Genomic DNA, 25635 nt, shown 5'->3' with positions numbered 1-25635 from the left:
CTCTTGTTTTGTCGAAGAAAAGATATAATTAAAAGAGGAAAATTTAGATAACTACTTGGAGGTGGCGTTTGTGCCGTTAACACCATTAGATATTCATAACAAAGAATTTGGTCGCGGATTCCGTGGCTATGATGAGGATCAAGTAAATGAGTTTCTTGATCAAATTATCAAGGATTATGAATTGGTCATTCGTGAGAAGAAAGCATTAGAAGAAAAAGTTGCTCAGCTAGAAGGGAAATTAGATCATTTCTCTAACATTGAAGACACGTTAAATAAATCTATCGTTGTTGCACAAGAAGCAGCGGAAGAAGTAAAGCGTAATGCACAAAAAGAAGCAAAATTAATTGTTCGTGAAGCAGAAAAAAATGCAGATCGTATCATTAATGAAGCTTTAGTAAAATCAAGAAAAGTTGCATTTGATATTGAAGAGCTAAAGAAACAAGCGAAAGTATTCCGCACGCGTTTCCGTATGCTATTAGAAGCACAGCTTGAAATGTTGAACAATGATGATTGGGACAAATTAATTGAGTTAGAAGAAGAAGTGGACGAGCTGTTAAAGAAAGAAGAAACAGTGTAAGCTTGACGTTTTTCTCATTATTACATATAATTTTAAACAACATATTTATTAAGAAAAACGAAGATAGGGATAAGTACCTTTTTCACACCTTATATAGCGAACTGAGGATGGTGTAAGCTCAGGATAAGGAGATAAATGGGAATATCACCCTGGAGTTCCACGCTGAACCAAAAAAGTAAGCGTAGGCGTATATTCGCGTTAAGAATATAAAGAGGACTAATGCATACATGCATGGTCTACTAGGGTGGTACCGCGGGAGACCTTCTCGTCCCTTTTTGGGGATGAGAAGGTCTCTTTTTTATTCCATTTTTTAGGGTCTTTCTTTTATACATTCGAGGAGGAAATAAGCATGGAGTACAAAAATACATTACTAATGCCGAAAACAGAATTCCCAATGCGTGGGAATTTACCAAAACGTGAGCCTGCAATGCAAGAAAAATGGGCTGAGATGAATATTTACGAAAAAGTACAAGAACATACAAAAGGTCGTCCTTTATTTGTGCTGCATGATGGTCCTCCATATGCGAATGGTGACATTCATATGGGACATGCGTTAAATAAAGTATTAAAAGATTTTATTGTTCGTTACAAATCGATGACTGGATACTGTGCACCATATGTGCCAGGCTGGGATACACATGGTCTACCAATTGAACAAGCTTTAACAAATAAAGGCGTAAAGCGTAAAGAAATGACGGTTGCAGAATTCCGTAAATTATGTGCAGAGTATGCATATGAACAAGTAAATCGCCAACGTGAGCAGTTTAAACGTCTAGGTGTGCGTGCTGATTGGGATCGTCCATATATTACGTTAGAGCCAGCATATGAAGCGCAGCAAATTAAAGTGTTTGGAGAAATGGCGAAGAAAGGTTATATCTATAAAGGACAGAAGCCAGTTTATTGGTCTCCAACAAGTGAATCTGCTTTAGCTGAAGCTGAAATTGAATATAAAGATAAGAAGTCAGCATCTATTTACGTAGCATTCCCTGTAAAAGACGGGAAAAATGTATTAGAAGGTGACGAGAAATTTATTATTTGGACAACAACACCTTGGACACTACCAGCAAACCTAGGTATTTCTGTTCACCCAGAACTTGAATATAGCATTGTGAAAGTAAATGATGAAAAATATATCATCGCTTCTGAACTATTTGATACAGTTGCGAAAACATTAGAGTGGGAAAATACTGAGGTTGTGAAAACAGTTAAAGGTAGCGAACTTGAGTATACAGTTGCGAAGCACCCATTCTATGATCGTGATTCTTTAGTTATGCTTGGAGAGCATGTTACAACAGATGCTGGTACAGGTTGTGTACATACAGCACCTGGACACGGGGAAGACGATTTCCTTGTTGGTAAACAATATGGATTAGAAGTTCTTTGTCCGGTTGATGATAAAGGTGTATTAACAAGTGAAGCACCTGGATTTGAAGGTTTATTCTATGATAAAGCAAATAAACCAATTACGGAAAAACTAGAAGAAGTTGGTGCGTTATTAAAATTAACATTTATTACGCATTCTTATCCGCATGACTGGAGAACGAAAAAACCAATTATCTTCCGTGCGACAGCGCAATGGTTTGCATCGATTGAAGCATTCCGCAGTGAATTATTACAAGCTGTTGAAGAAACGAAGTGGGTACCAGCATGGGGTGAAACTCGCCTTCATAATATGGTTCGTGACCGTGGTGACTGGTGTATTTCTCGTCAGCGTGCGTGGGGTGTACCAATTCCTGTCTTCTATGCAGAGAATGGTGATCCAATCATTACAGATGAAACAATCAATCATGTAGCGGACCTATTCCGTGAGAATGGTTCTAACGTATGGTTCGAGCGTGAAGCGAAAGAGTTATTACCAGAAGGATTTACACATCCATCTAGTCCAAATGGTGAATTCCGTAAAGAAACAGACATTATGGACGTATGGTTTGATTCAGGTTCTTCTCACCAAGCTGTTCTAGAAGAGCGTGAGGACTTGCAGCGTCCTGCTGATTTATACTTAGAAGGATCTGACCAATACCGTGGTTGGTTTAACTCTTCATTATCAACAGCAGTTGCAGTAACTGGTAAAGCGCCGTATAAAGGTGTTCTAAGTCATGGGTTCGTACTAGACGGTGAAGGCCGTAAAATGAGTAAATCTATCGGAAACATTGTAGTACCGAAGAAAATCATGGATCAATTAGGCGGAGATATTTTACGACTATGGGTATCTTCTGTTGACTATCAATCTGATGTACGTATTTCAGATGATATTTTAAAACAAGTTGCAGAAGTATATCGTAAAATCCGTAACACATTCCGTTTCTTATTAGGAAACTTATCTGACTTTAATCCAGGTCAAGATGCAGTAGCAAAAACTGAACTACGTGAAGTAGATCGATATATGCTAGTGAAATTAAATGACTTAATTACAAAAGTAAAAGAAGCATATGAAACATATGATTTTGCGGCCGTGTATCATGCAATTCATAATTTCTGTACAATTGATTTAAGTTCATTCTATTTAGATTTTGCAAAAGACATTTTATATATTGAAGCTGCGAATCATTCGGACCGCCGTGCAATTCAAACAGTACTTTATGATGTTCTTGTTGCATTAACAAAGCTTGTAACACCAATTTTACCTCATACAGCGGATGAAGTATGGCCATATATTCCTGGTGTTGTAGAAGAAAGTGTTCAGCTAACTGATATGCCAGAAGCAGTGGAAGTAGAAGGTGCTGAAGCGTTAAAAACAAAATGGGATGCATTTATGACACTTCGCGACGACGTATTAAAAGCGTTAGAAGTTGCTCGTAATGAAAAAGTAATTGGTAAGTCATTGAATGCAAGTATTACACTTTATCCAACTGCAGAAATGAAACAAATGTTAGAGTCTATCAGCGAAGATTTAAAACAATTGTTTATTGTTTCTGAGTACAAACTTGGTGGCACAATGGAAGAGGCCCCAGCAGATGCTCCGAAATATGAGCATACAGCTGTTGTTGTAGCGCAGGCAACTGGTGAAACATGTGAACGTTGCTGGGTTGTTTCTGAAACAATTGGTAAAGACGCTGAACATGAAACATTATGTGAGCGTTGTGCGACAGTTGTAAAAGAAAATTATGTGAAATAATGATGTGATAGTAAAAAACTGACTGCTAATTACTGCAGTCAGTTTTTTTGTATTCAGTAAAGATTTTTCTTGGCATGCGGTAGATGTATCGAGAATTTGATTGTTAAAGGTTTCTATTGGATTTTAAGCACTTTCCTATGAAGGAAAAATGTGTGAGCGGTAAGTGAGAAAATTTCGGACACACTAACGGTACATTGCAGCCGGGAGGAATGTACACGTGAATGAAATCTACATGGAAATCAAAGAAGAATTGCAATTGATGAAAAAAGAATTACAGGAGCGACTGGCAAAAGAAGCGATGCGCACGTATCATGTGGAATTTGGACAAGAGATAGGGTATGAAATGAAGGAAGATGCGAAAAAGAAATTATTTTTACATGATATAAGAGAAGATTTAAAAGATGTGGAACGAGCATTATTTAAAATGGAAATCGATATGTATGGAATTTGTGAAGAAACTGGGAGATATATTCCTGTAAAGCAAATGCAAATGATGCCAACAGCACGTACAGTTCATGAGTTTTTGTATGATAAAGTAAATATTTGATAGGCACAACGATATTATATTACCTTTTTTCGTTTTATTTTATTCTTCCGTAAAGGTTCATTGTGAAAAGGCCGTAGCTATGCTAAAATTTTGAGGTACACTGTCTTTGTGGGGGAAATGAAAATGATATATTATTTAATAGCCTTATTTGTCATTACTGTCGATCAGGTATCGAAATGGTTAATTGTAAAGAACATGGAATTAGGTACAAGTATCCCGATTATCGATAATGTATTATACATAACATCACATCGGAATAGAGGAGCTGCCTGGGGTATTTTAGAAGGTCAAATGTGGTTCTTCTATGTTATTACAGTTGTTTTTGTAGGATTTATCGTATTTTATATGAAAAAATATGCAAAAACAGATAAGCTCTTAGGGGTCTCATTAGGTCTTATTTTAGGCGGAGCAATTGGCAATTTTATTGATCGTGTATTTAGACAAGAAGTGGTGGATTTCATTCACGTGTATATTTTTTCATACAATTATCCGGTATTTAACATAGCTGACTCAGCTTTATGTATAGGGGTTGTATTGATTATTATTCAAACATTATTAGAAGGAAAGAAAATGAAGGAGTAAATGAATGAGCGAAGTAGTACAAGTAACAGTTGCAAAAGAACAAAAAAATGAACGGATTGATAAGTTTGTTGCCAGTGTCAATAATGAGTGGTCACGTACACAAGTGCAGCAATGGATTAAAGATGGTGTCGTAACTGTAAACGGAAACACCATTAAAGGAAATTATAAAGTAAAAGAAAACGATGAAATTGCAGTAGCAATCCCAGAACCAGAAGAACTAGATATTCGTGCAGAAGATATGAACTTAGAAATTTATTATGAGGATGCAGATGTATTAGTTGTTAATAAACCACGCGGTATGGTTGTACATCCAGCTCCTGGACATACAAGTGGTACTCTTGTAAATGGACTAATGTATCATTGTACTGATTTATCAGGGATTAACGGTGTAATGCGCCCTGGTATTGTGCATCGTATTGATAAAGACACCTCTGGTTTATTAATGGTTGCTAAAAATGATATGGCACATGAATCTCTTGTCAATCAGCTTGTGGCAAAAACAGTTACAAGACGATATAAAGCAATTGTTCATGGGATGATTCCACATGATAAAGGAACGATTGATGCACCGATTGCTCGAGATAAAAAGGATCGTCAAAGTATGACGGTTGATGAAAATGGGAAACATGCTGTTACACACTTCCAAGTGTTAGAGAGGTTCAAGGACTTTACACTTGTTGAATGTCGTTTAGAAACAGGGCGTACGCATCAAATTCGTGTTCATATGAAATATATTGGATATCCACTTGCAGGAGATCCCAAATATGGTCCGAAAAAAACATTAGATATAAATGGACAGGCGCTTCATGCAGGGATTTTAGGATTTGATCACCCTCGTACTGGTGAATATGTTGAGTTTGAGGCACCGATTCCAGAAGTATTTGAAGAAACGCTAAATATTTTACGGAAATAGTATTGACAAATCATAAGAAAACTGAGATACTGACTACAGTTAAATAATGATCCTTTAACACAGCCCCGTGAGGTTGAGAAGGTAACGGTTTGAAATACTTAGGGTATGTTGTACCCTTTTTTCAAAAGTCCTCTCGCACACGCTGAGAGGACTTTTTTTATACCATTCCTCTCACGCAAGAAAAAAGCTTGGAGGTGTAGAGCATGCAAGAAAAAGCTGTCGTTTTAGATGACCAAATGATTCGCCGCGCTTTAACACGTATTAGTCATGAAATTGTGGAACGTAATAAAGGTGTTGATAATTGTGTTCTTGTCGGAATTAAAACACGTGGTATCTTTATTGCAAAGCGTTTAGCAGAACGCATTGGTCAAATTGAAGGAAAAGAGATTGAAGTAGGGGAATTAGACATTACACTATATCGTGATGATTTAACACTTCAATCAAAAAATAAAGAACCGTTAGTAAAAGGTTCGGATATCCCTGTAGATATTACGAAGAAAAAGGTAATCCTTGTAGATGATGTATTATATACAGGAAGAACAGTTCGAGCGGCAATGGATGCTCTTATGGATTTAGGTAGACCATCACAAATCCAACTTGCGGTTCTTGTAGACAGAGGTCATCGTGAATTACCAATTCGCGCTGATTATGTAGGGAAGAACATTCCAACATCAAGTGAAGAACGTATTGAAGTTGATTTGCAAGAGACAGATCAGCAAGATCGAGTAAGTATATACGATAAGTAAAACCCTTTTAAATGTAGTCCTGTGAGGCTGCCAAAGGGTCTTGACTTTCGTATGTCAAATTTGACATACGAAAGTATAGGACTCTTTGTGCACAGTCACAAAGAGTTTTTTTATTGCAAAGTTTTAAACTGAAGGAGGATGTAACAATGGAACAAAAGCCAGTGTTAGACATTCATGAAGTACCGAAGCCCGGAAAATGGTTATTTTTAAGTATACAACATTTATTTGCGATGTTCGGATCAACAGTGCTTGTTCCATTTTTAACAGGACTGAATCCATCAGTTGCTTTAATTTCAAGTGGATTAGGAACACTAGCGTTCCTTCTTATAACAAAAGGTCAAGTGCCAGCATATCTAGGATCATCATTCGCATTTATCGCACCAATTATTACAGCAAAAACAGCTGGTGGGCCGGGAGCAGCAATGCTTGGTGGGTTACTAGCGGGACTTGTTTATCTCTTAATTTCAATCGGAATTAAGAAATCAGGATCTGAGTGGATTATGAAATTACTTCCACCAATCGTAGTGGGTCCAGTCGTAATGGTTATCGGATTAGCACTAGCACATACAGCGGTTAATATGGCGATGAATGATGCAGGTGGAAAGTATAGCTTTACACATTTCTCAGTAGCGTTAGTAACATTAGCAATTACAATCATTTGCTCCATATTCGGAAGAGGGTTTTTCAGCATCATACCAGTTTTACTTGGAATCATCGGGGGATATATCTTTGCTTACTTCCAAGGGCTTGTAGATTTAAAACCGGTAGCTGAGGCAAAATGGTTTGATGTACCAGACTTCACAGTACCATTTGTAACATATACTCCAGAGTTTTCATGGAAGATTGTACTCTTAATGGTACCAGTTGCACTCGTAACAATCTCAGAACATATCGGACATCAAATTGTACTTGGAAATGTTATTAAGAGAGATTTAATTAAAAAACCAGGTTTACATCGTTCAATCTTTGGGGATGGGGTAGCAACATTAATCGCATCTGTAATAGGTGGACCGCCGAATACAACATACGGTGAAAATATCGGCGTGTTAGCAATTACGAGAGCTTACAGTGTATACTTATTCATCGGATCAGCAGTATTTGCGATTATGTTTGGGTTTATCGGTAAGATTTCAGCACTGATTCATTCGATTCCAACACCAGTTATGGGCGGAGTATCAATCTTACTTTTCGGTGTAATCGCATCAAGTGGTTTACGCATGATGGTAGATGATAAAACAGATTTAAGCGACAAACGCAATTTAATGATCGCATCGGTTATACTTGTAATCGGTATTGGTGGGGCGGTACTCCATGTCGGAGAATCATTCCAAGTAGAAGGAATGGCACTAGCAGCAATTGTAGGTGTACTGTTAAATCTACTACTACCAGAAATAAAACAAACAAAACAATCTAAGCAGATTGCTTCATAAAACAACCTTTTAATTCAGTCCTGTGAGACCGAAAAGGGTGGCTTCTTTCTTGCACCCTAGTCTCACATGACTAGGGTATTTTTATGCAGTTATTGTTATATAAATTCAGAAGTGTTATTATAAAAATTAGAAAGATGAGGGATGACGATGAACCATTTGTTAACGATGAGTGAATTATCGGAGCAAGAAATTTCAGAAATCCTAAAAGACGCAGAAGATTTTGCGAATGGAAAAGAACTAAAAAAAACAGAGCAAACATTTGTAGCGAACTTGTTCTTTGAAAATAGTACGAGAACGAGATTTAGCTTCGAAGTTGCTGAGAAGAGGTTAGGGCTTGATGTATTAAACTTTTCAGCAGATTCATCTAGCGTACAAAAAGGAGAAACTTTATACGACACGATAAGAACACTAGAATCAATCGGAACAAAAGCGGTAGTCATCCGCCATGAGCAAGATCGCTACTTTGATGAGCTAAAAGATCAGGTAAATATCCCGATCTTGAATGCTGGTGATGGATGCGGAAATCACCCAACGCAGTGCTTACTAGATCTTCTAACAATTAAACAAGAGTTTGGCAGATTTGAAGGTTTGAAGATTGCGATAGTAGGGGATATTCGCCATAGCCGAGTAGCACGTTCTAATGCAGAAGCATTAACGAAACTTGGTGCGACAATTTACTTCGCAAGTCCAGAAGAGTGGAAAGATGAAGAAAACACATTTGGAACTTACAAAGACTTAGATGAACTTGTTCCAGAGGTTGATGTGATGATGCTACTTCGTGTACAACATGAGCGTCATGATCATTATGAAACAGACATTATGAAAGAGTACCATGAGAAACACGGATTAACAGTGGAAAGAGAGAAGCGTATGAAAGAAGGAAGCATTATTATGCATCCAGCTCCCGTAAACCGTGATGTTGAAATTGCAAGTAAACTTGTTGAGTGTGAGCGTTCACGCATATTCAAGCAAATGGAAAATGGAGTTTACGTAAGAATGGCTGTACTAAAACGCGCCTTACCAAATGTATTAGGAGGAATGAAACATGAATTATTTGTTTAAAAATGGTCGGTATCTAAATGAAGAAGGAAAAATTGTAGCAACAGATCTTCTCATACAAGACGGTAAAATTGCGAAAGTAGCAGAAAATATTACGGCAGATAATGCTGAAGTAATCGATGTGAACGGAAAATTAATCGCACCTGGACTAGTAGATGTACACGTTCATCTTCGCGAACCGGGTGGTGAACATAAAGAAACAATTGAAACTGGTACACTTGCAGCAGCAAAAGGTGGATTCACAACAATTTGTGCAATGCCAAATACACGCCCAGTCCCAGATTGCAAAGAGCATATGGAAGATTTACAAAAACGTATTAAAGAAAAAGCACATGTAAATGTATTACCATACGGAGCAATTACAGTACGCCAAGCAGGTTCTGAAATGACAGACTTTGAAACGTTAAAAGAACTTGGGGCATTTGCTTTCACTGATGACGGAGTAGGCGTACAAGATGCAAGTATGATGCTTGCTGCTATGAAACGTGCAGCGAAATTAAATATGGCAGTCGTTGCACACTGTGAAGAAAATACACTTATTAATAAAGGTTGTGTACATGAAGGGAAGTTTTCTAAGGAACATGGATTAAACGGTATCCCATCAGTATGTGAATCTGTACATATTGCCCGGGACATCTTACTTGCAGAAGCAGCGGATTGTCACTATCACGTATGTCACGTAAGTACAAAAGGGTCTGTACGAGTGATTCGTGATGCAAAACGTGCTGGAATTAAAGTGACAGCGGAAGTAACACCGCACCACTTAGTACTATGTGAAGATGATATCCCATCAGTTGATCCAAACTTTAAAATGAATCCACCGCTTCGTGGAAAAGAAGACCATGCAGCGTTAATTGAAGGATTATTAGATGGAACAATTGATATCATTGCAACAGATCATGCACCACATGCTACAGAGGAAAAAGCGCAAGGTATTGAAAGAGCACCATTTGGAATTACTGGTTTTGAAACAGCATTCCCACTGCTGTATACAAATCTTGTGAAAAAAGGAATTATCACATTAGAACAGTTAATTCAATTCTTAACAGAAAAACCAGCTGATACATTTGGTTTAGAAGCAGGTCGCCTGAAAGAAGGAAGAGCGGCTGATATTACAATTATTGATTTAGAACAAGAAGAAGAGATTGATCCAACAACATTCTTATCAAAAGGAAAGAATACGCCATTTGCAGGCTGGAAGTGTCAAGGATGGCCAGTTATGACATTAGTTAGCGGTAAGATCGCATGGCAAAAGGAGAGTGCATTAGTATGAAAAGACAACTTATCTTAGAAGATGGAACAGTATTAATTGGAAAAGGTTTCGGCGGTGAAATCGAAAAGTCAGGTGAGGTTGTATTTACAACAGGAATGACAGGATATCAAGAAACATTATCTGATCCATCATATTGCGGTCAAATTGTAACATTTACGTATCCATTAATCGGAAACTACGGCATTAACCGTGACGATTTTGAATCAATTCACCCATCTGTAAATGGTTTAATCGTAAACGAAATATGTGATCACCCATCTAACTTCCGAAATGAGATTTCGTTAGATGAGTATTTAAAAGAAAGAAACATTCCAGGTTTAGCAGGAATTGATACGAGAAAATTAACAAGAAAAATTCGTCAATACGGTACATTACGTGGACGCCTTTGCAACATGGACGCGGATGTAGAATATATCGTGAGCCAATTAAAAGCGACAGTATTTACAGATCATGTAAAACGCGTGTCAACAAAAGATCCATATCCAAGCCCAGGCCGTGGTCATCGTGTTGTACTTGTTGACTTCGGAATGAAACATGGTATTTTACGAGAATTAAATAAACGCGATTGTGATGTAATTGTTGTACCTTACAATACAACAGCAGAAGAAATTTTACGCCTTAGCCCAGATGGAATTATGTTAAGTAATGGACCTGGAGATCCAAAAGATGTACCAGAAGCAATCGAAATGTTAAAAGACATTATCGGTAAAGTTCCTTTATTCGGAATTTGCTTAGGACATCAATTGTTCGCGCTAGCATCTGGTGCGAATACAAGTAAGTTGAAATTTGGTCACCGTGGTTTAAATCATCCAGTAAAACATCTTGCAACTGGAAAAGTAGCAATTACATCTCAAAACCATGGTTATGCAGTAGAAGAAGAATCAGTTAAAAATACAGAACTTGAGATTACGCATGTTGCTTTAAACGATGGAACAGTAGAAGGTCTTCGTCATAAGAAGTTCCCAGCATTTACAGTACAATACCATCCAGAAGCTTCAGCAGGACCAGAAGATGCAAATGATTTATTCGAAGATTTCTTAACAATGATTGAAAACTTCAAGAAAGAAGGGGAAGAGTTATGCCAAAACGCCTAGACATTAACACAATTTTAGTAATCGGATCAGGACCAATTGTAATTGGGCAAGCAGCGGAGTTTGACTACTCTGGTACACAAGCTTGTCAATCTCTGAAAGAGGAAGGTTACAAAGTAATCCTTGTTAACTCTAACCCAGCAACAATTATGACGGATACTGCAACAGCAGATAAAGTATACATTGAGCCATTAACATTAGAATTCGTAAGCCGTATTATTCGTAAAGAACGTCCAGATGCAATCTTGCCAACATTAGGTGGTCAAACAGGCTTAAACATGGCTGTTGAACTTGCAAAATCAGGCGTACTTGACGAGTGCGGAGTTGAAATATTAGGAACAAAATTATCAGCAATCGAGCAAGCGGAAGATCGTGATTTATTCCGTACATTAATGCAAGATTTAAATGAACCAACACCACCAAGTGAAATTATTCATAACCTTGATGAAGCATATGGGTTTGTAAAAGAAATTGGTTACCCAGTAATCGTTCGTCCAGCATTCACATTAGGAGGAACGGGCGGCGGAATTTGCCATAATGAAGAAGAGTTAATTGAAATCGTAACAAGTGGTTTAAAACATAGTCCAGTAACACAATGTCTATTAGAGAAAAGTATTGCTGGTTGTAAAGAAATTGAATATGAAGTAATGCGTGATTCAAATGATAACGCAATTGTAGTATGTAACATGGAAAATATCGATCCAGTTGGGGTTCACACAGGTGATTCAATTGTTGTAGCACCGAGCCAAACATTAAGTGATCGTGAGTATCAAATGTTACGCAACACTTCATTACGAATCATTCGTGCATTAGGGATTGAAGGTGGATGTAACGTTCAGCTTGCACTTGATCCATATAGCTTCCAATACTATGTAATCGAAGTAAATCCACGTGTAAGTCGTTCATCTGCACTTGCATCTAAAGCAACTGGATATCCAATTGCGAAGTTAGCAGCGAAAATTGCAGTCGGCTTAACATTAGATGAAATTGTAAACCCAGTAACGCAAAAAACATATGCATGTTTCGAGCCAGCATTAGACTATGTTGTTTCAAAAATTCCACGTTGGCCATTTGATAAGTTTGAATCAGCGAACAGAACGCTTGGTACACAGATGAAGGCAACTGGTGAAGTTATGTCAATCGGACGTAACTTAGAAGAATCATTATTAAAAGCAGTTCGTTCTTTAGAGCTTGGTATTTACCACCTAGAGTTAGATCACTTAAAAGAGCTTGATAAAGAAACAATGAAAAAACGTATTATTAAAGCCGATGATGAGCGCCTGTTTATTGTAGCAGAAGCAATCCGTCAAGGTGTAACGAAAGAAGAAATCAATTCATGGTGTGAAATGGACTTCTTCTTCTTACAAAAAGTTGAAAACATTGTAAATATGGAACGTAAGGTAAAAGAAAATGTAGGTAACATGGAAGTATTACAATCTGCAAAAGAAATGGGCTTCAGTGATCACTACATTGCAGCTGCTTGGAATAAAAAAGAGCGTGAAATTTACGATATGCGTAAAGAAAACAATCTGACACCAGTGTTCAAAATGGTAGATACTTGTGCAGCAGAATTCGAATCTGCAACACCTTATTACTACAGCACATACGGTGATGAGAATGAGTCAATTGTGACAGATCGTAAGAGTGTAGTTGTACTAGGGTCTGGTCCAATCCGCATTGGTCAAGGTGTTGAGTTTGACTATGCAACAGTTCACTCTGTATGGGCAATTAAAGAAGCTGGATATGAAGCGATTATTATTAATAATAACCCAGAAACGGTTTCAACAGACTTCAGTATTTCTGACAAATTATACTTTGAACCATTAACAATTGAAGATGTAATGCACATTATCGACTTAGAGAAACCAGAAGGTGTTATCGTTCAGTTTGGTGGACAAACGGCAATTAACTTAGCGGCGAAATTAGAAGAGCATGGTGTGAAAATTTTAGGAACATCACTTGAAAATCTAGACCGTGCAGAAGACCGTGATAAGTTTGAAGCAGCATTAACGCAGCTTGGTATCCCGCAACCAGTTGGTAAAACAGCAACGACTGTAGAACAAGCGGTAGCAATTGCTGAAGAAATTGGTTATCCAGTATTAGTAAGACCATCTTACGTACTTGGTGGACGTGCGATGGAAATCGTATATCGTCAAGAAGAATTACTGCACTACATGAAAAATGCAGTAAAAGTTCATGCTGATCACCCAGTATTAATTGACCGTTACATGGTTGGTAAAGAAATTGAAGTAGACGCAATTTCAGACGGTGAGAATGTATTCATTCCAGGTATTATGGAACATATTGAACGCGCTGGAGTTCACTCTGGTGACTCAATCGGAGTATATCCACCACAAAGCTTATCTGCAAAACTAAAAGAACAAATTATTGAAAATACAATTGCACTTGGAAGAGGATTAAACATTGTTGGATTACTAAATATCCAGTTTGTAGTATTCAAAGATCAAGTGTATGTAATTGAAGTAAACCCACGTGCGAGCCGTACAGTACCATTCTTAAGTAAAATTACAGGTGTACCGATGGCGAATGTGGCAACGAAAGTTATTTTAGGTCAAAACCTTGTAGAACAAGGCTATAGAACTGGCTATCACCCAGAAGAGAAAGAAGTGTATGTGAAAGCTCCGGTATTCTCATTTGCGAAACTACGCTCAGTTGATACAACATTAGGACCTGAAATGAAATCAACAGGGGAAGTAATGGGTAAAGACTTAACACTTGAAAAAGCATTATACAAAGGGCTAGTTGCTTCTGGAATTAACATTCCAACGCACGGATCAGTAATCATTACTGTAGCGGATAAAGATAAAGAAGAAGCGATGGAAATTGCAAAACGCTTCCATGAAATTGGCTATAACTTATTAGCAACAGCTGGAACAGCAAAATCATTAACAGAACAAAACATTCCAGTGCAAGTTGTAAACAAAATTGATTCTGAAGACTACAACTTACTTGATATCATTCGTCAAGGAAAAGCGCAGTTTGTTATCAATACATTAACAAAAGGAAAACAGCCAGCGCGTGATGGTTTCCGCATTCGTCGTGAGTCTGTAGAAAATGGTGTAGCTTGCTTAACATCACTTGATACAACAAGAGCGATTTTAAGAGTATTAGAATCCATGACATTCTCAGCTCACTCAATGAAAGAAATTGCGCCAACAAAGCTTCACGAGGTGGTACATGCATGATGCAAAAGCAAAATATGATCGTCGTTAATCAAACAGAAATCGCAAAAAACATTTACGAATTAGTGCTTCAAGGTGATCTTGTACAGCAAATGAACGAACCAGGGCAATTTGTACACATTAAAGTAGCAGAAGGCATTACGCCTCTGCTACGCCGCCCAATTAGCATTTGTAACGTTGATCAAGAGAAAAACGAATTTACAATGCTATACCGTGCAGAAGGACAAGGAACAAAAACGCTAGCAAAGAGAAAACAAGGTGAACTTGTAGACGTATTAGGACCGTTAGGCCATGGATTTCCTGTAGAAGAAGCAGAAGCTGGGCAAACCGCTCTGTTAGTAGGAGGCGGAATTGGTGTCCCACCTCTTTATGAGCTATCACAACGCCTTGTTGCAAAAGGTGTACGTGTGATCCACATCTTAGGTTTCCAAACGAAAGATGTTGTCTTCTATGAAGAGAAATTTGCAGAACTTGGCGATACGTATGTAGCAACAGTTGATGGTACACATGGTACAAAGGGATTTGTAACAGATGTAATTGACGCATATGGAATCGAATTTGACATTTTATACTCATGTGGACCTTTAGCGATGTTACGTGCATTAGAAGGTCGTTATAAAGAGAAAAAAGCCTACATTTCATTAGAAGAACGTATGGGTTGTGGTATTGGAGCATGTTTCGCCTGTGTATGCCACTTGCAAGAAGATCCAAGTGGACATTCTTACAAAAAGGTGTGTAGCGACGGGCCAGTATTTCCAATCGGGGAGGTTGTACTATGAACAGATTGCAAGTTGAATTACCAGGATTATCATTAAAAAATCCAATCATCCCAGCATCTGGTTGCTTCGGATTTGGTCGTGAGTATGCACAGTTTTATGATTTAAGCATGCTTGGATCAATTATGATTAAAGCAACGACAGAACACCCTCGTTATGGAAATCCAACGCCTCGTGTTGCAGAAACACCAGGTGGAATGTTAAATGCAATCGGACTTCAAAATCCTGGGTTAGAAAAGGTAATGACTTCCGAATTACCATGGTTAGAGCAATTCGATCTTCCTATTATTGCGAATGTTGCTGGTTCACAAGCTGAGGATTATGTAGCAGTAGCAAAGGAAATTTCGAAAGCACCAAATGTTCATGCGCTAGAATTAAATATTTCTTGTCCAAACGTAAAAACGGGTGGTATTGCTTTTGGGACCGTCCCAGAAATTGCTGCTGATTTAACGAAGCGAGTAAAAGAGGTTTCTGAAGTACCGGTATATGTGAAATTGTCACCGAACGTGGCAAACATTGTGGAGATTGCAAAGGCGATCGAAAATGCAGGTGCTGATGGTTTAACGATGATTAATACATTGCTTGGTATGCGTCTAGATTTAAAAACAGCAAAACCAATTTTAGCAAACCGTACAGGCGGATTATCAGGCCCTGCCATTAAGCCAGTGGCGATTCGTATGGTACATGAAGTAAGTCAGGCGGTTAACATTCCAATTATCGGAATGGGCGGTATTGAATCAGCGGAAGATGTAATTGAGTTCTTCTACGCTGGTGCAAGTGCAGTTGCAGTTGGTACAGCGAACTTTGTTGATCCGTTCGTATGTCCAACAATTATTGAAGAATTACCAGCGTTATTAGATGAGTTAGGATTTGATCATATTTCGGAATGTCGGGGAAGGAGCTGGAAATAAACATGTCAAAGTCTTTAATCGTTGCACTGGACTTTCCAGGTAAAGCAGAGGTAGAACAGTTTTTAAACCACTTTGAAGAGGAACAGTTATTTGTCAAAGTTGGGATGGAACTATTTTATAAAGAGGGACCTGCTATCATTACGTATTTAAAAGAAAAAGGACATCAAATTTTTCTAGATTTAAAGCTTCATGATATTCCGAATACAGTCAAAAGCGCAATGCGCAGCCTAGCTAGTCTAGACGTTGATATGGTAAATGTTCATGCTGCTGGGGGAAGCAGTATGATGAAAGCTGCGCTTGAGGGATTAGAGGAAGGTAAACAAGAAGGAAAAGAGAGACCGATTTGTATTGCAGTTACACAACTAACAAGCACTTCGGAAGCTATGATGAAAAAAGAGATCGGCATTGAGAAAACGTTAGAAGAAGCGGTTGCTCATTATGCAAAATTAACGAAAGAAAGTGGACTTGATGGAGTTGTTTGTTCAACACTTGAAGTTCCAAAATTACGTGAAGTATGCGGAAATGAATTTGTAACAGTAACACCGGGGATTCGTCTGGCAAGTGATGATGTAAATGACCAGGTGCGCGTAGCAACACCGAAACGTGCGAGGGAACTTGGCTCAAGCTACATCGTAGTTGGACGTAGTATTACAAAAGCAGAAAATCCGCTTGAAGCGTATAAAACAGTAAAACAACAGTGGGAAGGTGTAACAATATGAAAAAAGAAATCGCATCGCATTTATTAGAAATTGGAGCAGTATTTTTACAACCAAATGATCCATTTACATGGTCTTCTGGTATGAAATCACCAATTTATTGTGATAACCGTTTAACATTATCTTATCCAAAAGTGCGTCAAGCGATTGCTTCAGGATTAGAGACGTTAATTAAAGAGCACTTCCCAACTGTAGAAGTTATTGCAGGAACAGCAACTGCGGGTATTGCGCACGCAGCATGGGTAAGTGATCGTATGGATTTACCAATGTGCTACGTACGTAGTAAAGCAAAAGGTCATGGTAAAGGGAATCAAATTGAAGGAAAAGCAGAAAAAGGTCAAAAAGTAGTTGTAGTAGAAGACCTTATTTCAACTGGTGGTAGTGCAATTACTTGTGTAGAAGCACTTCGCGAAGCGGGTTGTGAAGTATTAGGAATCGTATCAATCTTCACATATGAGCTTGAAGCAGGAAAAGAAAAACTAGCAGCAGCAAACGTAGCATCATATTCTTTAAGTGACTACAGCACATTAACTGAAGTGGCAGCAGAAAAAGGTATGATTGGACAAGCTGAAACGAAAAAATTACAAGAATGGCGTAAAAATCCAGTTGATGAGGCTTGGATTACAGCGTAATTCTAAAAAACACGACCGCGGGGGAAACGCGGTCGTGTTTTTTATGAGAAACAAATGTGATAGATAGGGATTTTTTGTGATTTCAAAGATACTTACTGTAGAAGAATGGATATAGCGCTAAATACTAATAAAACCGCCATGGCGATATTAAATTGTTTCCTATATTGCAATAAAAACTTTTGAAACATCGCTCCAAAGAGGCTCCAACTAAATGTACTCATTAAACCGACTATTCCTAAAAATAAGGAGAAAAGAAGATAACTAGAATATGAATTGTAATAGGGGATAATAAAAGTTGCTACGACGGTAAGTCCGAAAAGAATTCCTTTTGGATTAATAAATTGTAATAAGATACCGATGAAGAAAAGGTTTTGATCTCTATCCGCATTTTCTTTAGAAGTCCCACGGCTGGTGAGTGTTTTAAAAGCCAAATATAACATATAACCTACACCTAAAAAAGTTAAAGGAGTTTCAATGATTGGCATCGCGTTAGTGAGAATAATATTAAAAATACTACATAATAACGTGAGGACGAAGAATCCAAAACTAACTCCTAAACAAAATTTAAATGTTTCTTTTAGACCATGTTTATTCGCAAATGTCATTGCCATAATATTATTGGGGCCTGGAGTAAAACTACTAATAACAACAAATAACAAAAACGAAAATAAAGGCATTGTTAACCCTCCCTTTTATGGATGTATGTTATAATATCCAAAATGAACACTATAACGTTATTTGTTTTATTATACATAACGGACGTTATAGTGTAAATGGTATAGGAGTGATTTTTTATGGAAGAAATTCATCTTATTCTTGCCAAAAATTTAAAAGCGATTAGGGAGAAGGAAAAATTAAGTTTAGAAAAAGTCTCTCAATTAAGCGGGGTCAGTAAAGCGATGATTGGGCAAATTGAAAGGGGGGAGTCAAGCCCAACTTTGACGACGATTTGGAAAATAGCGAATGGATTAAAGGTTTCCTTCACTTCTTTAATAAATAATCCGCAGCCTGATACTACAGTTGTTTTAAGAAATGAAATTCAAGTATTGTCTGAAGACGGTGGGAGATATAGAGTCTATCCTCATTTTCCGTTCCAAGAGGATAGACGTTTCGAAGTATATTCTGTTGAAATTGAAAAAGAAGGCATATTACATTCTGATTCTCATAAAGAAAGAACGGAGGAATTTATCACTGTTTTTGATGGAGAAGTAACGATTCGCGTAAGTGAGGCTGAGTATCAATTAAAAAGTGGGGATGCTATTAGATTTAAGGCAGATCGACCACATACATATTATAATTCTGGAGAAACATTGGCTAGAATGAGTATGACAATATATTATCCAAATGAATAGAAAAAGTAAAAAAAAGTTGACTTCCTTTATTTGGAAAGTAAGTCAACTTTTTGCTTGTATAAGAACAAATAGAATTATTAAATGTTTAATTTTTATTTATCATATTTTTAAAATGACTATATAAAAGATATTAGTGTTTCCCTTCTATAACCTCATATCCTTTTACAAATAATAAAGTCATATAAGAAACGATAAATGAGAAAATGCTATACATGCCGACCCAAAAGAAAAAGGATGGGGGAAACAATGTAACTCCTAATATAAGAAAAATAGCAAACGTTACAATTGGCATCACATAATACGTTCTTGTTTTACGCGTCCCAATTACTGAAACGATAAAAATAAGTAATGGACAAATAAATAAGACGAAAATGAATTCACTCATGGTTATGTCCCCTTTTCTTAAGAAGTAATGTGCTTCTTATTAACGTTTTAAAATAATTGCTCTCTTAGTATAATTTCGGCATAGAATTTGAAAAACCTTGTTAAAATCGGTTTATTTCAACAATTAAAAAGAGAACCACAAGCAAAGAAAAACTTACTTACGGTCATAAAAGGAACATCGCTACAATTGTGGTGACGATTAACCCAATTATGACGGGTAAAAAATTTCGGCGTGCAGAAGTGTTAAGTCTACTCCCATTATGCTCACATCCTTTAGGCATTTGTGTAGTTTATTTTATGAAAGGAATGTGAGTGTGTGTGCATAGGAAGAAAGAAAAAATATAATTTCATGTACTGTAATGACAAGTTGAAAAATGGATGTTAAAATACAAATAATCCTAAAAATGGAATAAAGGGAGAGGCTTATGCTCAAGAAAATAGGTTTTTATGGTGTAATAATTTGTTTCTTGTTATCTATTGTTTTAAGGAGTTTTATAGATAGTGATTGGATAGCAGTTATTCTTGCAGTAGGTGCGGTGTGCGCATTCATAGGTCGTTGGGATGAATTAAAAACATATAGTAGAAAAAAGAAGATTGTTGTAGGAACTGAGTTGGTCATTTTAGTATCTACACTACCATTCATATTAATGGCAGGTAACAAACAAATAAATAGGATGCCAATCTTTCAAGGGTGGCTATTTTTTGCTGAACTAGTATATTTAATTGTAATTTTATTGGTGGTTGGAATAATTGTCACAAAAGTAAATGGGAAACTATTAGTAGATAACGAATCTAAAACATAAAAAGTGCTACCTCGCTAAGAGATAGCACTTTTTATTATTTTATAGAATGAGCCTTTTGCATTTTTTTAATCAATCGAATTTGTCCCCGATGATTAATTTCGTCTTCAAAGACATGAAACCATTTGAAATAGTTATTTGCAGGTTTATCGTGTCAAAATGGTGTCGTTTTATATAACCATTCATCAGGCAGTGATTGAAACGCTGCAATTTTAATCGTTTCGATTTCGGACTCTTCTTTAATAGCACGGATTGTTTCTACTAGTTCACTTACTTGTACAAGGTCGATGCTTGTATATTTTCTTAACGCACTATATCGTTGTAAGGTCATATTGTTTTTTCGATGGCTAACTTTTTGATGTTTAATCTGGTTATCTGATTTGCAATCTCTTGTTCCATGTTTCCTTTATGCATAATGATTTCAGATTCTTGTACCTGTGTTTTTGCTTGATCGACATAGCGGAAATCTGTAATGAATACAGCTTTAGTTGCGGATAGTAATACGGTTCCAGCGCTACCTGTAAATCCAGTTGCATACTGGCGATTTTCCTTTTTTGTAATGAGTAGCCCGTATACTCCATATTAATCTAGTTGTTCTTGTATTTTCTCTATTCTTGAAGTCATTTTGATTCCTCCCTTTCACCTTCTATATGAAGCAATAATTGTGCCAATGTGATTTTCTTTGTATAAGAAACGATTACTACCTAAGATATCGAAAAGTTAAGGGATAATAACTCTCATTTGTGTCTATATTTTTTACATGAAACATATAAAATGTCAATTTTTTTATCATTTATATTGGCATAATGGAGGGGAGATGAGGCGGTAGAGTTTTTATTAAAGACGGATTATATAATTTTATAAGAAAACACGCAGTGATTACTCACAATCATTGCGTGTTTGTGTTTCCTATAATCTTAAGCTTTTAATTTCATCACCGTATCGGCATCTGGTGTTACATACAATGTTTGTTGATTATCATATGTAACAAAACCAAGTTTTGCACCACTCGGTTTTTTGACATGACGAATCTTTGTGAAATCTACAGGAACAGAGCTAGAATCTTTTGCTTTACTGTAATAAGCAGCGAGTTTAGCAGCTTCTAATAACGTTTCTTCAGTAGGTTCTAATGAACGAATGACAACGTGAGAACCAGGAATATCTTTCGTATGTAACCAAATTTCATCACGACGTGCAAATTTGGTTGTTAAATAATCATTTTGTTTATTATTTTTACCAACTAAAATCTCAGTTCCATCACTAGCGATATATTTATCAAGCACTGGTTTTGTAGGTTTTTTCTTTGCATTCTTTGATTTGCGGTTACGCATATAACCTTCTTCAGCTAATTCTTCGCGAATCTCTTCAATATCTTTTGAAGAAGCAGCTTCCATTTGTTGCAGTAAGCTATCAAAATAAAGGATCTCCTCATTTGTTTTTTCAATTTGTTCTTCTACAATCGCGACAGAATTTTTTGCTTTTTGATACTTTTGGAAATAACGTTGTGCATTCTCTGACGGTGTTTTGAGTGGATCTAACGTAATCTTTACAGTTCGACTATTTTCATCGTAGTAGTTCACAACTTCAATTTCTTTGTCACCTTTTTTTAATGCATACATGTTAGCTGTAAGAAGCTCTCCGAATAATTGGAATTTGTCTGCTTTTCCTGCATCTTGTAAAGTTTTCTCTAACTTTATTAATTTTTTTTCATTTTTTGTTTTTTCGTTATGCATAAATCGTTCTAAATCATGAGCTTGCTGTTTTACACGATCGCGCTCTGCTTTCCCAAAGAAGAAGCGATCTAATAGCTCACTAACGGATGAAAATGTTTTTTCATCTCCCTGTAAGTGAGAAAGAGGGAATAAATAAAAGAATTCTTTTCCGTTTGCTATTATCATTGTTGGTTCATATTGGTGTACTTGCAGTGGTTTTTGGAATGTGAAAAATGCTTCTGATAATGCCTTTTCATTTACCATACCAGCTGTTTTTACAACTTCTTTTGCGAATAGCGGAGAAATCCCCATAAATGCTCCTACAAGTTGTTTATCCATATTTCCCGCTAAAAAGTCTAGTGGCCTAATAAATTCATCTTTTGTTTCAATCTGCAAGGGATTGATTTTATGCTGAGCTGGTGGTGCAACATATTCAGCTCCAGCATATACAGTACGATGGCGGTTTACCGCTAAAGAAACGTGCTTTAGGCTATCTAAAATAATATTCGTTTTCGCGTCTACTAAAATAATATTGCTGTGACGGCCCATAATTTCAACGACTAATGTTTTTAACGATTCATCACCAATTTCGTTACGGCTTCGAACGGTAATTTGAATGATTCGTTCTAAATCGATTTGTTCAATTTTTTCAATAAATCCACCTTCTAAATGTTTACGAAGAAGCATGCAAAACATTGGTGGTAACGCCGGTGAATCATAGCTTTGAGTTGTAAGGTGCATACGTGCATATGTAGGATGCGCGGAAAGAATTAATTTTTGATTTTTTCCATTCGCTCGAATATGTAACAAAATCTCATATTTTGAAGGTTGATATATTTTTGAAATTCTTCCTGTTTGAAGAGAATTTTCAATTTCATGTGTAATCGCTCTTGTAAATAATCCATCGAATGCCATTATGAACACTCCTTTCTAACTAAATGTTAATTATAGCATTTTTTTGGACGGGGCTGAATAAGCTTTCATTAGAGCATGTCTGCAATCAGGAGGTCGATAGCGAGATGAATTGGTATGAAATGCGTGCAAATGAAGTGGAAGAAAGAACGAATACGAATGTGAAAGTAGGACTTTCAGAGCAAGAAGCGGAAGGGCGCTTAAAAAAGCTAGGTCCAAATGAATTACAAGAAGCAAAGCGGCCTTCTGCAATCGTTGTATTTTTATCACAATTTAAAGATTTTATGGTACTTGTTTTATTTGGTGCAACGATTATTTCAGCATTTTTAGGAGAGTATATTGATGCAATTGCGATTGTAGCAATTGTGATTATTAATGGGATTCTTGGTTTTTTTCAGGAACGAAAAGCAGAAAAATCACTTGAAGCTTTAAAGGAACTAGCCGCCCCGCAAGTGATAGTTTTACGAAATGGAAAATGGATAAAGGCACCATCAAAAGCACTTGTTCTTGGGGATGTCATTAAATTCTCTAGCGGGGATCGTATTGGAGCTGATATTCGTCTTATTGAAGCATCTAGTTTATATATTGAAGAATCGGCATTAACAGGTGAATCTGTACCTGTTCAAAAGAAAGTGGAAGCATTGAAAGGTCAAGATGTTGCGATTGGGGATCAAAAAAACATGGCATTTATGGGGACAATGATAACGAGAGGTTCTGGAGTCGGTGTAGTAGTAGCAACAGGAATGAATACGGCTATGGGACAGATTGCGAATATGTTACAAAATGCGGAACAAATGGAAACACCGCTGCAAAGAAGGTTGGAACAACTCGGAAAGATTCTAATCATTGTGGCACTTATTTTAACAGCGCTTGTCGTATTAGCTGGGGTCTATCAAGGAAATGAAGTGTATCATATGTTTTTAGCGGGTGTGTCACTTGCTGTTGCAGCAATTCCCGAAGGACTACCAGCGATTGTTACGGTCGCATTATCACTTGGTGTACAACGTATGATTAAGAAAAGAGCGATTGTACGGAAATTGCCAGCTGTCGAAACTTTAGGATGTGCTTCTGTTATTTGTTCAGACAAAACAGGAACGATGACGCAAAATAAAATGATGGTCACGCATATGTGGTCAGGCGGCGAAACATGGCATGTAACAGGGCAAGGGTACGAGCCTGTTGGGGCATTCATGAAAGGTGAACAGAAGATTAATCCAGCATCTGCAAGGTCGTTATATCAACTGTTAACATTTGGATGTCTATGCAATAATGCTAACATAGTAAAGAAGAAAAAAACGTATGTCTTAGATGGGGATCCGACAGAAGGTGCGCTTGTTGCAGCAGCAATGAAAGCTGGGATATCACGTGAAGCATTAAAAGAGAAGTTTGAAGTTATTCATGAGTTCCCTTTTGATTCCACACGTAAGATGATGAGTGTTATCGTTCGGGATCGTGAGGGTAAAAAATTTGTAGTCACAAAAGGAGCACCTGATGTTCTTTTACAAATGAGTCAAACCATCTTGTGGGGAAATAAACAGCAACCTTTAAGTGAATTATACCGTAAAGAAGTACAGGCGGCTATTCATAGTCTTGGGAGTCAAGCGCTCAGAACAATTGCAGTGGCGTTTAAGCCATTAAAGGTAACGGATTCAATTGAACATGAAAGAGAAGTAGAAAAAGATTTTATGCTTGTCGGGATACAAGGAATGATAGACCCGCCAAGACCAGAAGTAAAACAGGCTGTAAAAGAGTGTAAAGAGGCTGGTATTAAAACGGTAATGATTACAGGAGATCATAAAGTGACAGCAATGGCTATTGCAGAACAACTAGGAATCTTACCACCAAATGGTCGCGTTGTAGAGGGTGTAGAGTTAGCAAGCATGTCTGTAGATGAACTAGAAGATATTGTGGAAGATACTTATGTGTTTGCACGTGTATCACCGGAACATAAATTGAAAATTGTAAAGGCCCTTCAAAATAAAGATCATATTGTGGCGATGACAGGTGACGGAGTGAATGATGCTCCGGCTATTAAAACAGCTGATATCGGGATTGCGATGGGAATTACCGGAACGGATGTGGCCAAAGAAGCTTCCTCTCTCGTATTGTTAGATGACAATTTTGCTACAATTAAATCGGCAATTAAAGAAGGTAGAAACATATATGAAAATATTCGGAAATTCATTCGTTATTTATTAGCTTCAAATGTTGGGGAAATTTTGGTAATGTTATTTGCGATGATGCTCGCACTGCCACTTCCAATGGTTCCGATTCAAATTTTATGGGTGAATTTAGTAACAGATGGTTTACCAGCAATGGCACTTGGGTTAGATAAAGCTGAAGGGGATGTTATGCGCAGAAATCCAAGGCATCCGAAAGAAGGGGTGTTTGCAAGGGGGCTTGCTTGGAAAATTGTGAGCCGAGGATTTTTAATTGGTATTGTAACCTTACTTGCATTTATTATTGCGTTTAATCAGCACCCAAATGAATTGAAATACGCGCAAACAGTAGCTTTTGCTACACTTGTTTTAGCACAGCTTATCCATGTATTTGACTGCCGGAGTGAACACTCTATATTCCATCGTAATCCTTTTGGAAATATATATTTAGTTGGAGCAGTTATTATTTCGGTGTTATTAATGCTTGTGGTTATTTATTATCCACCATTGCAACCGATTTTTAGTACAATGCCAATTCAAGCGAGAGATTGGTTATTAATCGTTGGTTTATCGTCTATTCCAACATTTTTATTAGTCGGCTCTTTATTGACAGGGAAAAAGGAGAAAAAGAAGCCTGTATTATATAAGAAAGGACTAAACTTGAAATAGTCAATGATATGAAAATGTGATATAATTTACAAAAGGTAGTAGAGTTGCATCTCTATTACCTTTTTCATTGAGTTAT

The 25635-nt window shown here is 37.1% G+C and carries 21 protein-coding genes, 2 pseudogenes and 1 other annotated feature; of the genes and pseudogenes, 18 read left to right on the top strand and 5 right to left on the bottom strand.

The genetic code is table 11. The annotated features are described in order from the left end of the window. Positions 1-70: 70 nt before the first annotated feature. The 15 genes from divIVA to pyrE all read left to right on the top strand — a co-directional run bounded on the left by divIVA (position 71) and on the right by pyrE (position 17571). Entirely contained in the window at positions 71-577 is a 507-nt protein-coding gene (gene divIVA / locus AC1M36_RS18430) for a septum site-determining protein DivIVA (RefSeq protein ID WP_016116021.1), read from the top strand. 51 nt (positions 578-628) lie between these two features. Beyond that, positions 629-853: a binding site (T-box leader), on the top strand. 73 nt (positions 854-926) lie between these two features. Beyond that, the gene (ileS2, locus tag AC1M36_RS18425; protein WP_336452054.1) at positions 927-3692 is read left to right on the top strand and encodes an isoleucine--tRNA ligase; all 2766 of its coding nucleotides are present in this window, start codon (positions 927-929) and stop codon (positions 3690-3692) included. A gap of 217 nt (positions 3693-3909) precedes the next feature. After that, positions 3910-4239: a TraR/DksA C4-type zinc finger protein gene (locus tag AC1M36_RS18420; RefSeq protein WP_336452053.1), complete on the top strand. Its 330-nt coding sequence runs from the start codon at positions 3910-3912 to the stop codon at positions 4237-4239. A 123-nt stretch (positions 4240-4362) separates the two neighbouring features. Next, positions 4363-4821 carry a signal peptidase II gene (gene lspA, locus AC1M36_RS18415; protein ID WP_336452052.1) on the top strand — a complete coding sequence of 153 codons (459 nt, stop codon included), beginning with the start codon at positions 4363-4365 and terminating at the stop codon, positions 4819-4821. Positions 4822-4825: 4 nt separating this feature from the next. Beyond that, positions 4826-5734 carry an RluA family pseudouridine synthase gene (locus AC1M36_RS18410; protein WP_336452051.1) on the top strand — a complete coding sequence of 303 codons (909 nt, stop codon included), beginning with the start codon at positions 4826-4828 and terminating at the stop codon, positions 5732-5734. 203 nt (positions 5735-5937) lie between these two features. Then, a complete protein-coding gene (pyrR, locus tag AC1M36_RS18405; protein ID WP_174103535.1) occupies positions 5938-6480 on the top strand; it encodes a bifunctional pyrimidine operon transcriptional regulator/uracil phosphoribosyltransferase in 543 nt (180 codons plus the stop codon). Between the two features lie 146 nt (positions 6481-6626). Then, entirely contained in the window at positions 6627-7910 is a 1284-nt protein-coding gene (gene uraA, locus AC1M36_RS18400) for a uracil permease (RefSeq protein WP_479846090.1), read from the top strand. Positions 7911-8057: 147 nt separating this feature from the next. Further along, the gene (gene pyrB, locus AC1M36_RS18395) at positions 8058-8972 is read left to right on the top strand and encodes an aspartate carbamoyltransferase (RefSeq protein WP_336452049.1); all 915 of its coding nucleotides are present in this window, start codon (positions 8058-8060) and stop codon (positions 8970-8972) included. Beyond that, on the top strand, positions 8956-10242 hold the full coding sequence (pyrC, locus tag AC1M36_RS18390; protein ID WP_336452048.1) for a dihydroorotase: 1287 nt from the start codon (positions 8956-8958) through the stop codon (positions 10240-10242). The genes pyrB and pyrC overlap by 17 nt, the downstream gene beginning before the upstream one ends. Further along, positions 10239-11336 (top strand): carbamoyl phosphate synthase small subunit, encoded by a 1098-nt coding sequence (locus tag AC1M36_RS18385; protein WP_336452047.1) that lies wholly within the window; start codon positions 10239-10241, stop codon positions 11334-11336. The genes pyrC and AC1M36_RS18385 overlap by 4 nt, the downstream gene beginning before the upstream one ends. Then, complete coding sequence (gene carB, locus AC1M36_RS18380) at positions 11321-14539, top strand: carbamoyl-phosphate synthase large subunit (RefSeq protein WP_336452046.1); 3219 nt, start codon at positions 11321-11323, stop codon at positions 14537-14539. The genes AC1M36_RS18385 and carB overlap by 16 nt, the downstream gene beginning before the upstream one ends. Beyond that, the gene (gene pyrK, locus AC1M36_RS18375; RefSeq protein ID WP_336452045.1) at positions 14536-15315 is read left to right on the top strand and encodes a dihydroorotate oxidase B electron transfer subunit; all 780 of its coding nucleotides are present in this window, start codon (positions 14536-14538) and stop codon (positions 15313-15315) included. Before carB ends, pyrK begins: the two co-directional genes overlap by 4 nt. Further along, on the top strand, positions 15312-16223 hold the full coding sequence (gene pyrD, locus AC1M36_RS18370) for a dihydroorotate oxidase B catalytic subunit (RefSeq protein WP_336452044.1): 912 nt from the start codon (positions 15312-15314) through the stop codon (positions 16221-16223). The genes pyrK and pyrD overlap by 4 nt, the downstream gene beginning before the upstream one ends. Before the next feature lie 2 nt (positions 16224-16225). After that, positions 16226-16942, top strand: coding sequence for an orotidine-5'-phosphate decarboxylase (gene pyrF / locus AC1M36_RS18365; protein WP_336452043.1), 717 nt, complete (start codon positions 16226-16228; stop codon positions 16940-16942). Next, positions 16939-17571, top strand: a complete 633-nt coding sequence (pyrE, locus tag AC1M36_RS18360; RefSeq protein WP_336452042.1) for an orotate phosphoribosyltransferase — start codon at positions 16939-16941, stop codon at positions 17569-17571. Before pyrF ends, pyrE begins: the two co-directional genes overlap by 4 nt. Positions 17572-17663: 92 nt before the next feature. Here the strand turns inward: pyrE and AC1M36_RS18355 are convergent, their stop codons facing one another. Continuing rightward, complete coding sequence (locus AC1M36_RS18355; protein ID WP_336452041.1) at positions 17664-18248, bottom strand: LysE family transporter; 585 nt, start codon at positions 18246-18248, stop codon at positions 17664-17666. 117 nt (positions 18249-18365) lie between these two features. Between AC1M36_RS18355 and AC1M36_RS18350 the strand changes: the two genes are divergently transcribed. Further along, complete coding sequence (locus tag AC1M36_RS18350; protein ID WP_336452040.1) at positions 18366-18923, top strand: helix-turn-helix domain-containing protein; 558 nt, start codon at positions 18366-18368, stop codon at positions 18921-18923. Between the two features lie 130 nt (positions 18924-19053). Here the strand turns inward: AC1M36_RS18350 and AC1M36_RS18345 are convergent, their stop codons facing one another. Together AC1M36_RS18345 and AC1M36_RS18340 are read right to left on the bottom strand one after the other, a co-directional pair. Beyond that, complete coding sequence (locus AC1M36_RS18345) at positions 19054-19308, bottom strand: YbeF family protein (RefSeq protein WP_336452039.1); 255 nt, start codon at positions 19306-19308, stop codon at positions 19054-19056. A gap of 163 nt (positions 19309-19471) precedes the next feature. Beyond that, a pseudogene (locus tag AC1M36_RS18340) lies at positions 19472-19543 on the bottom strand (transporter); the annotation flags it as partial. A gap of 189 nt (positions 19544-19732) precedes the next feature. On the opposite strand from AC1M36_RS18340, the gene AC1M36_RS18335 reads away from it, so the two are divergent. Further along, a complete protein-coding gene (locus tag AC1M36_RS18335) occupies positions 19733-20110 on the top strand; it encodes a YoqO family protein (RefSeq protein ID WP_336452038.1) in 378 nt (125 codons plus the stop codon). Between the two features lie 154 nt (positions 20111-20264). Here the strand turns inward: AC1M36_RS18335 and AC1M36_RS18330 are convergent. Together AC1M36_RS18330 and AC1M36_RS18325 are read right to left on the bottom strand one after the other, a co-directional pair. Further along, positions 20265-20731, bottom strand: a pseudogene (locus AC1M36_RS18330) (aminopeptidase P family N-terminal domain-containing protein); the annotation flags it as partial. A 293-nt stretch (positions 20732-21024) separates the two neighbouring features. Continuing rightward, on the bottom strand, positions 21025-22734 hold the full coding sequence (locus AC1M36_RS18325; protein ID WP_336452037.1) for an Rqc2 family fibronectin-binding protein: 1710 nt from the start codon (positions 22732-22734) through the stop codon (positions 21025-21027). Positions 22735-22838: 104 nt separating this feature from the next. Here AC1M36_RS18325 and AC1M36_RS18320 point away from each other — a divergent pair, with 104 nt between their 5' ends. After that, the gene (locus tag AC1M36_RS18320; protein WP_336452036.1) at positions 22839-25559 is read left to right on the top strand and encodes a calcium-translocating P-type ATPase, SERCA-type; all 2721 of its coding nucleotides are present in this window, start codon (positions 22839-22841) and stop codon (positions 25557-25559) included. Positions 25560-25635 lie beyond the last annotated feature (76 nt).

It is taken from the genome of Bacillus sp. Medicinal_06 (assembly GCF_056711665.1).
This window is presented reverse-complemented; position numbering and strand designations above follow the sequence as displayed.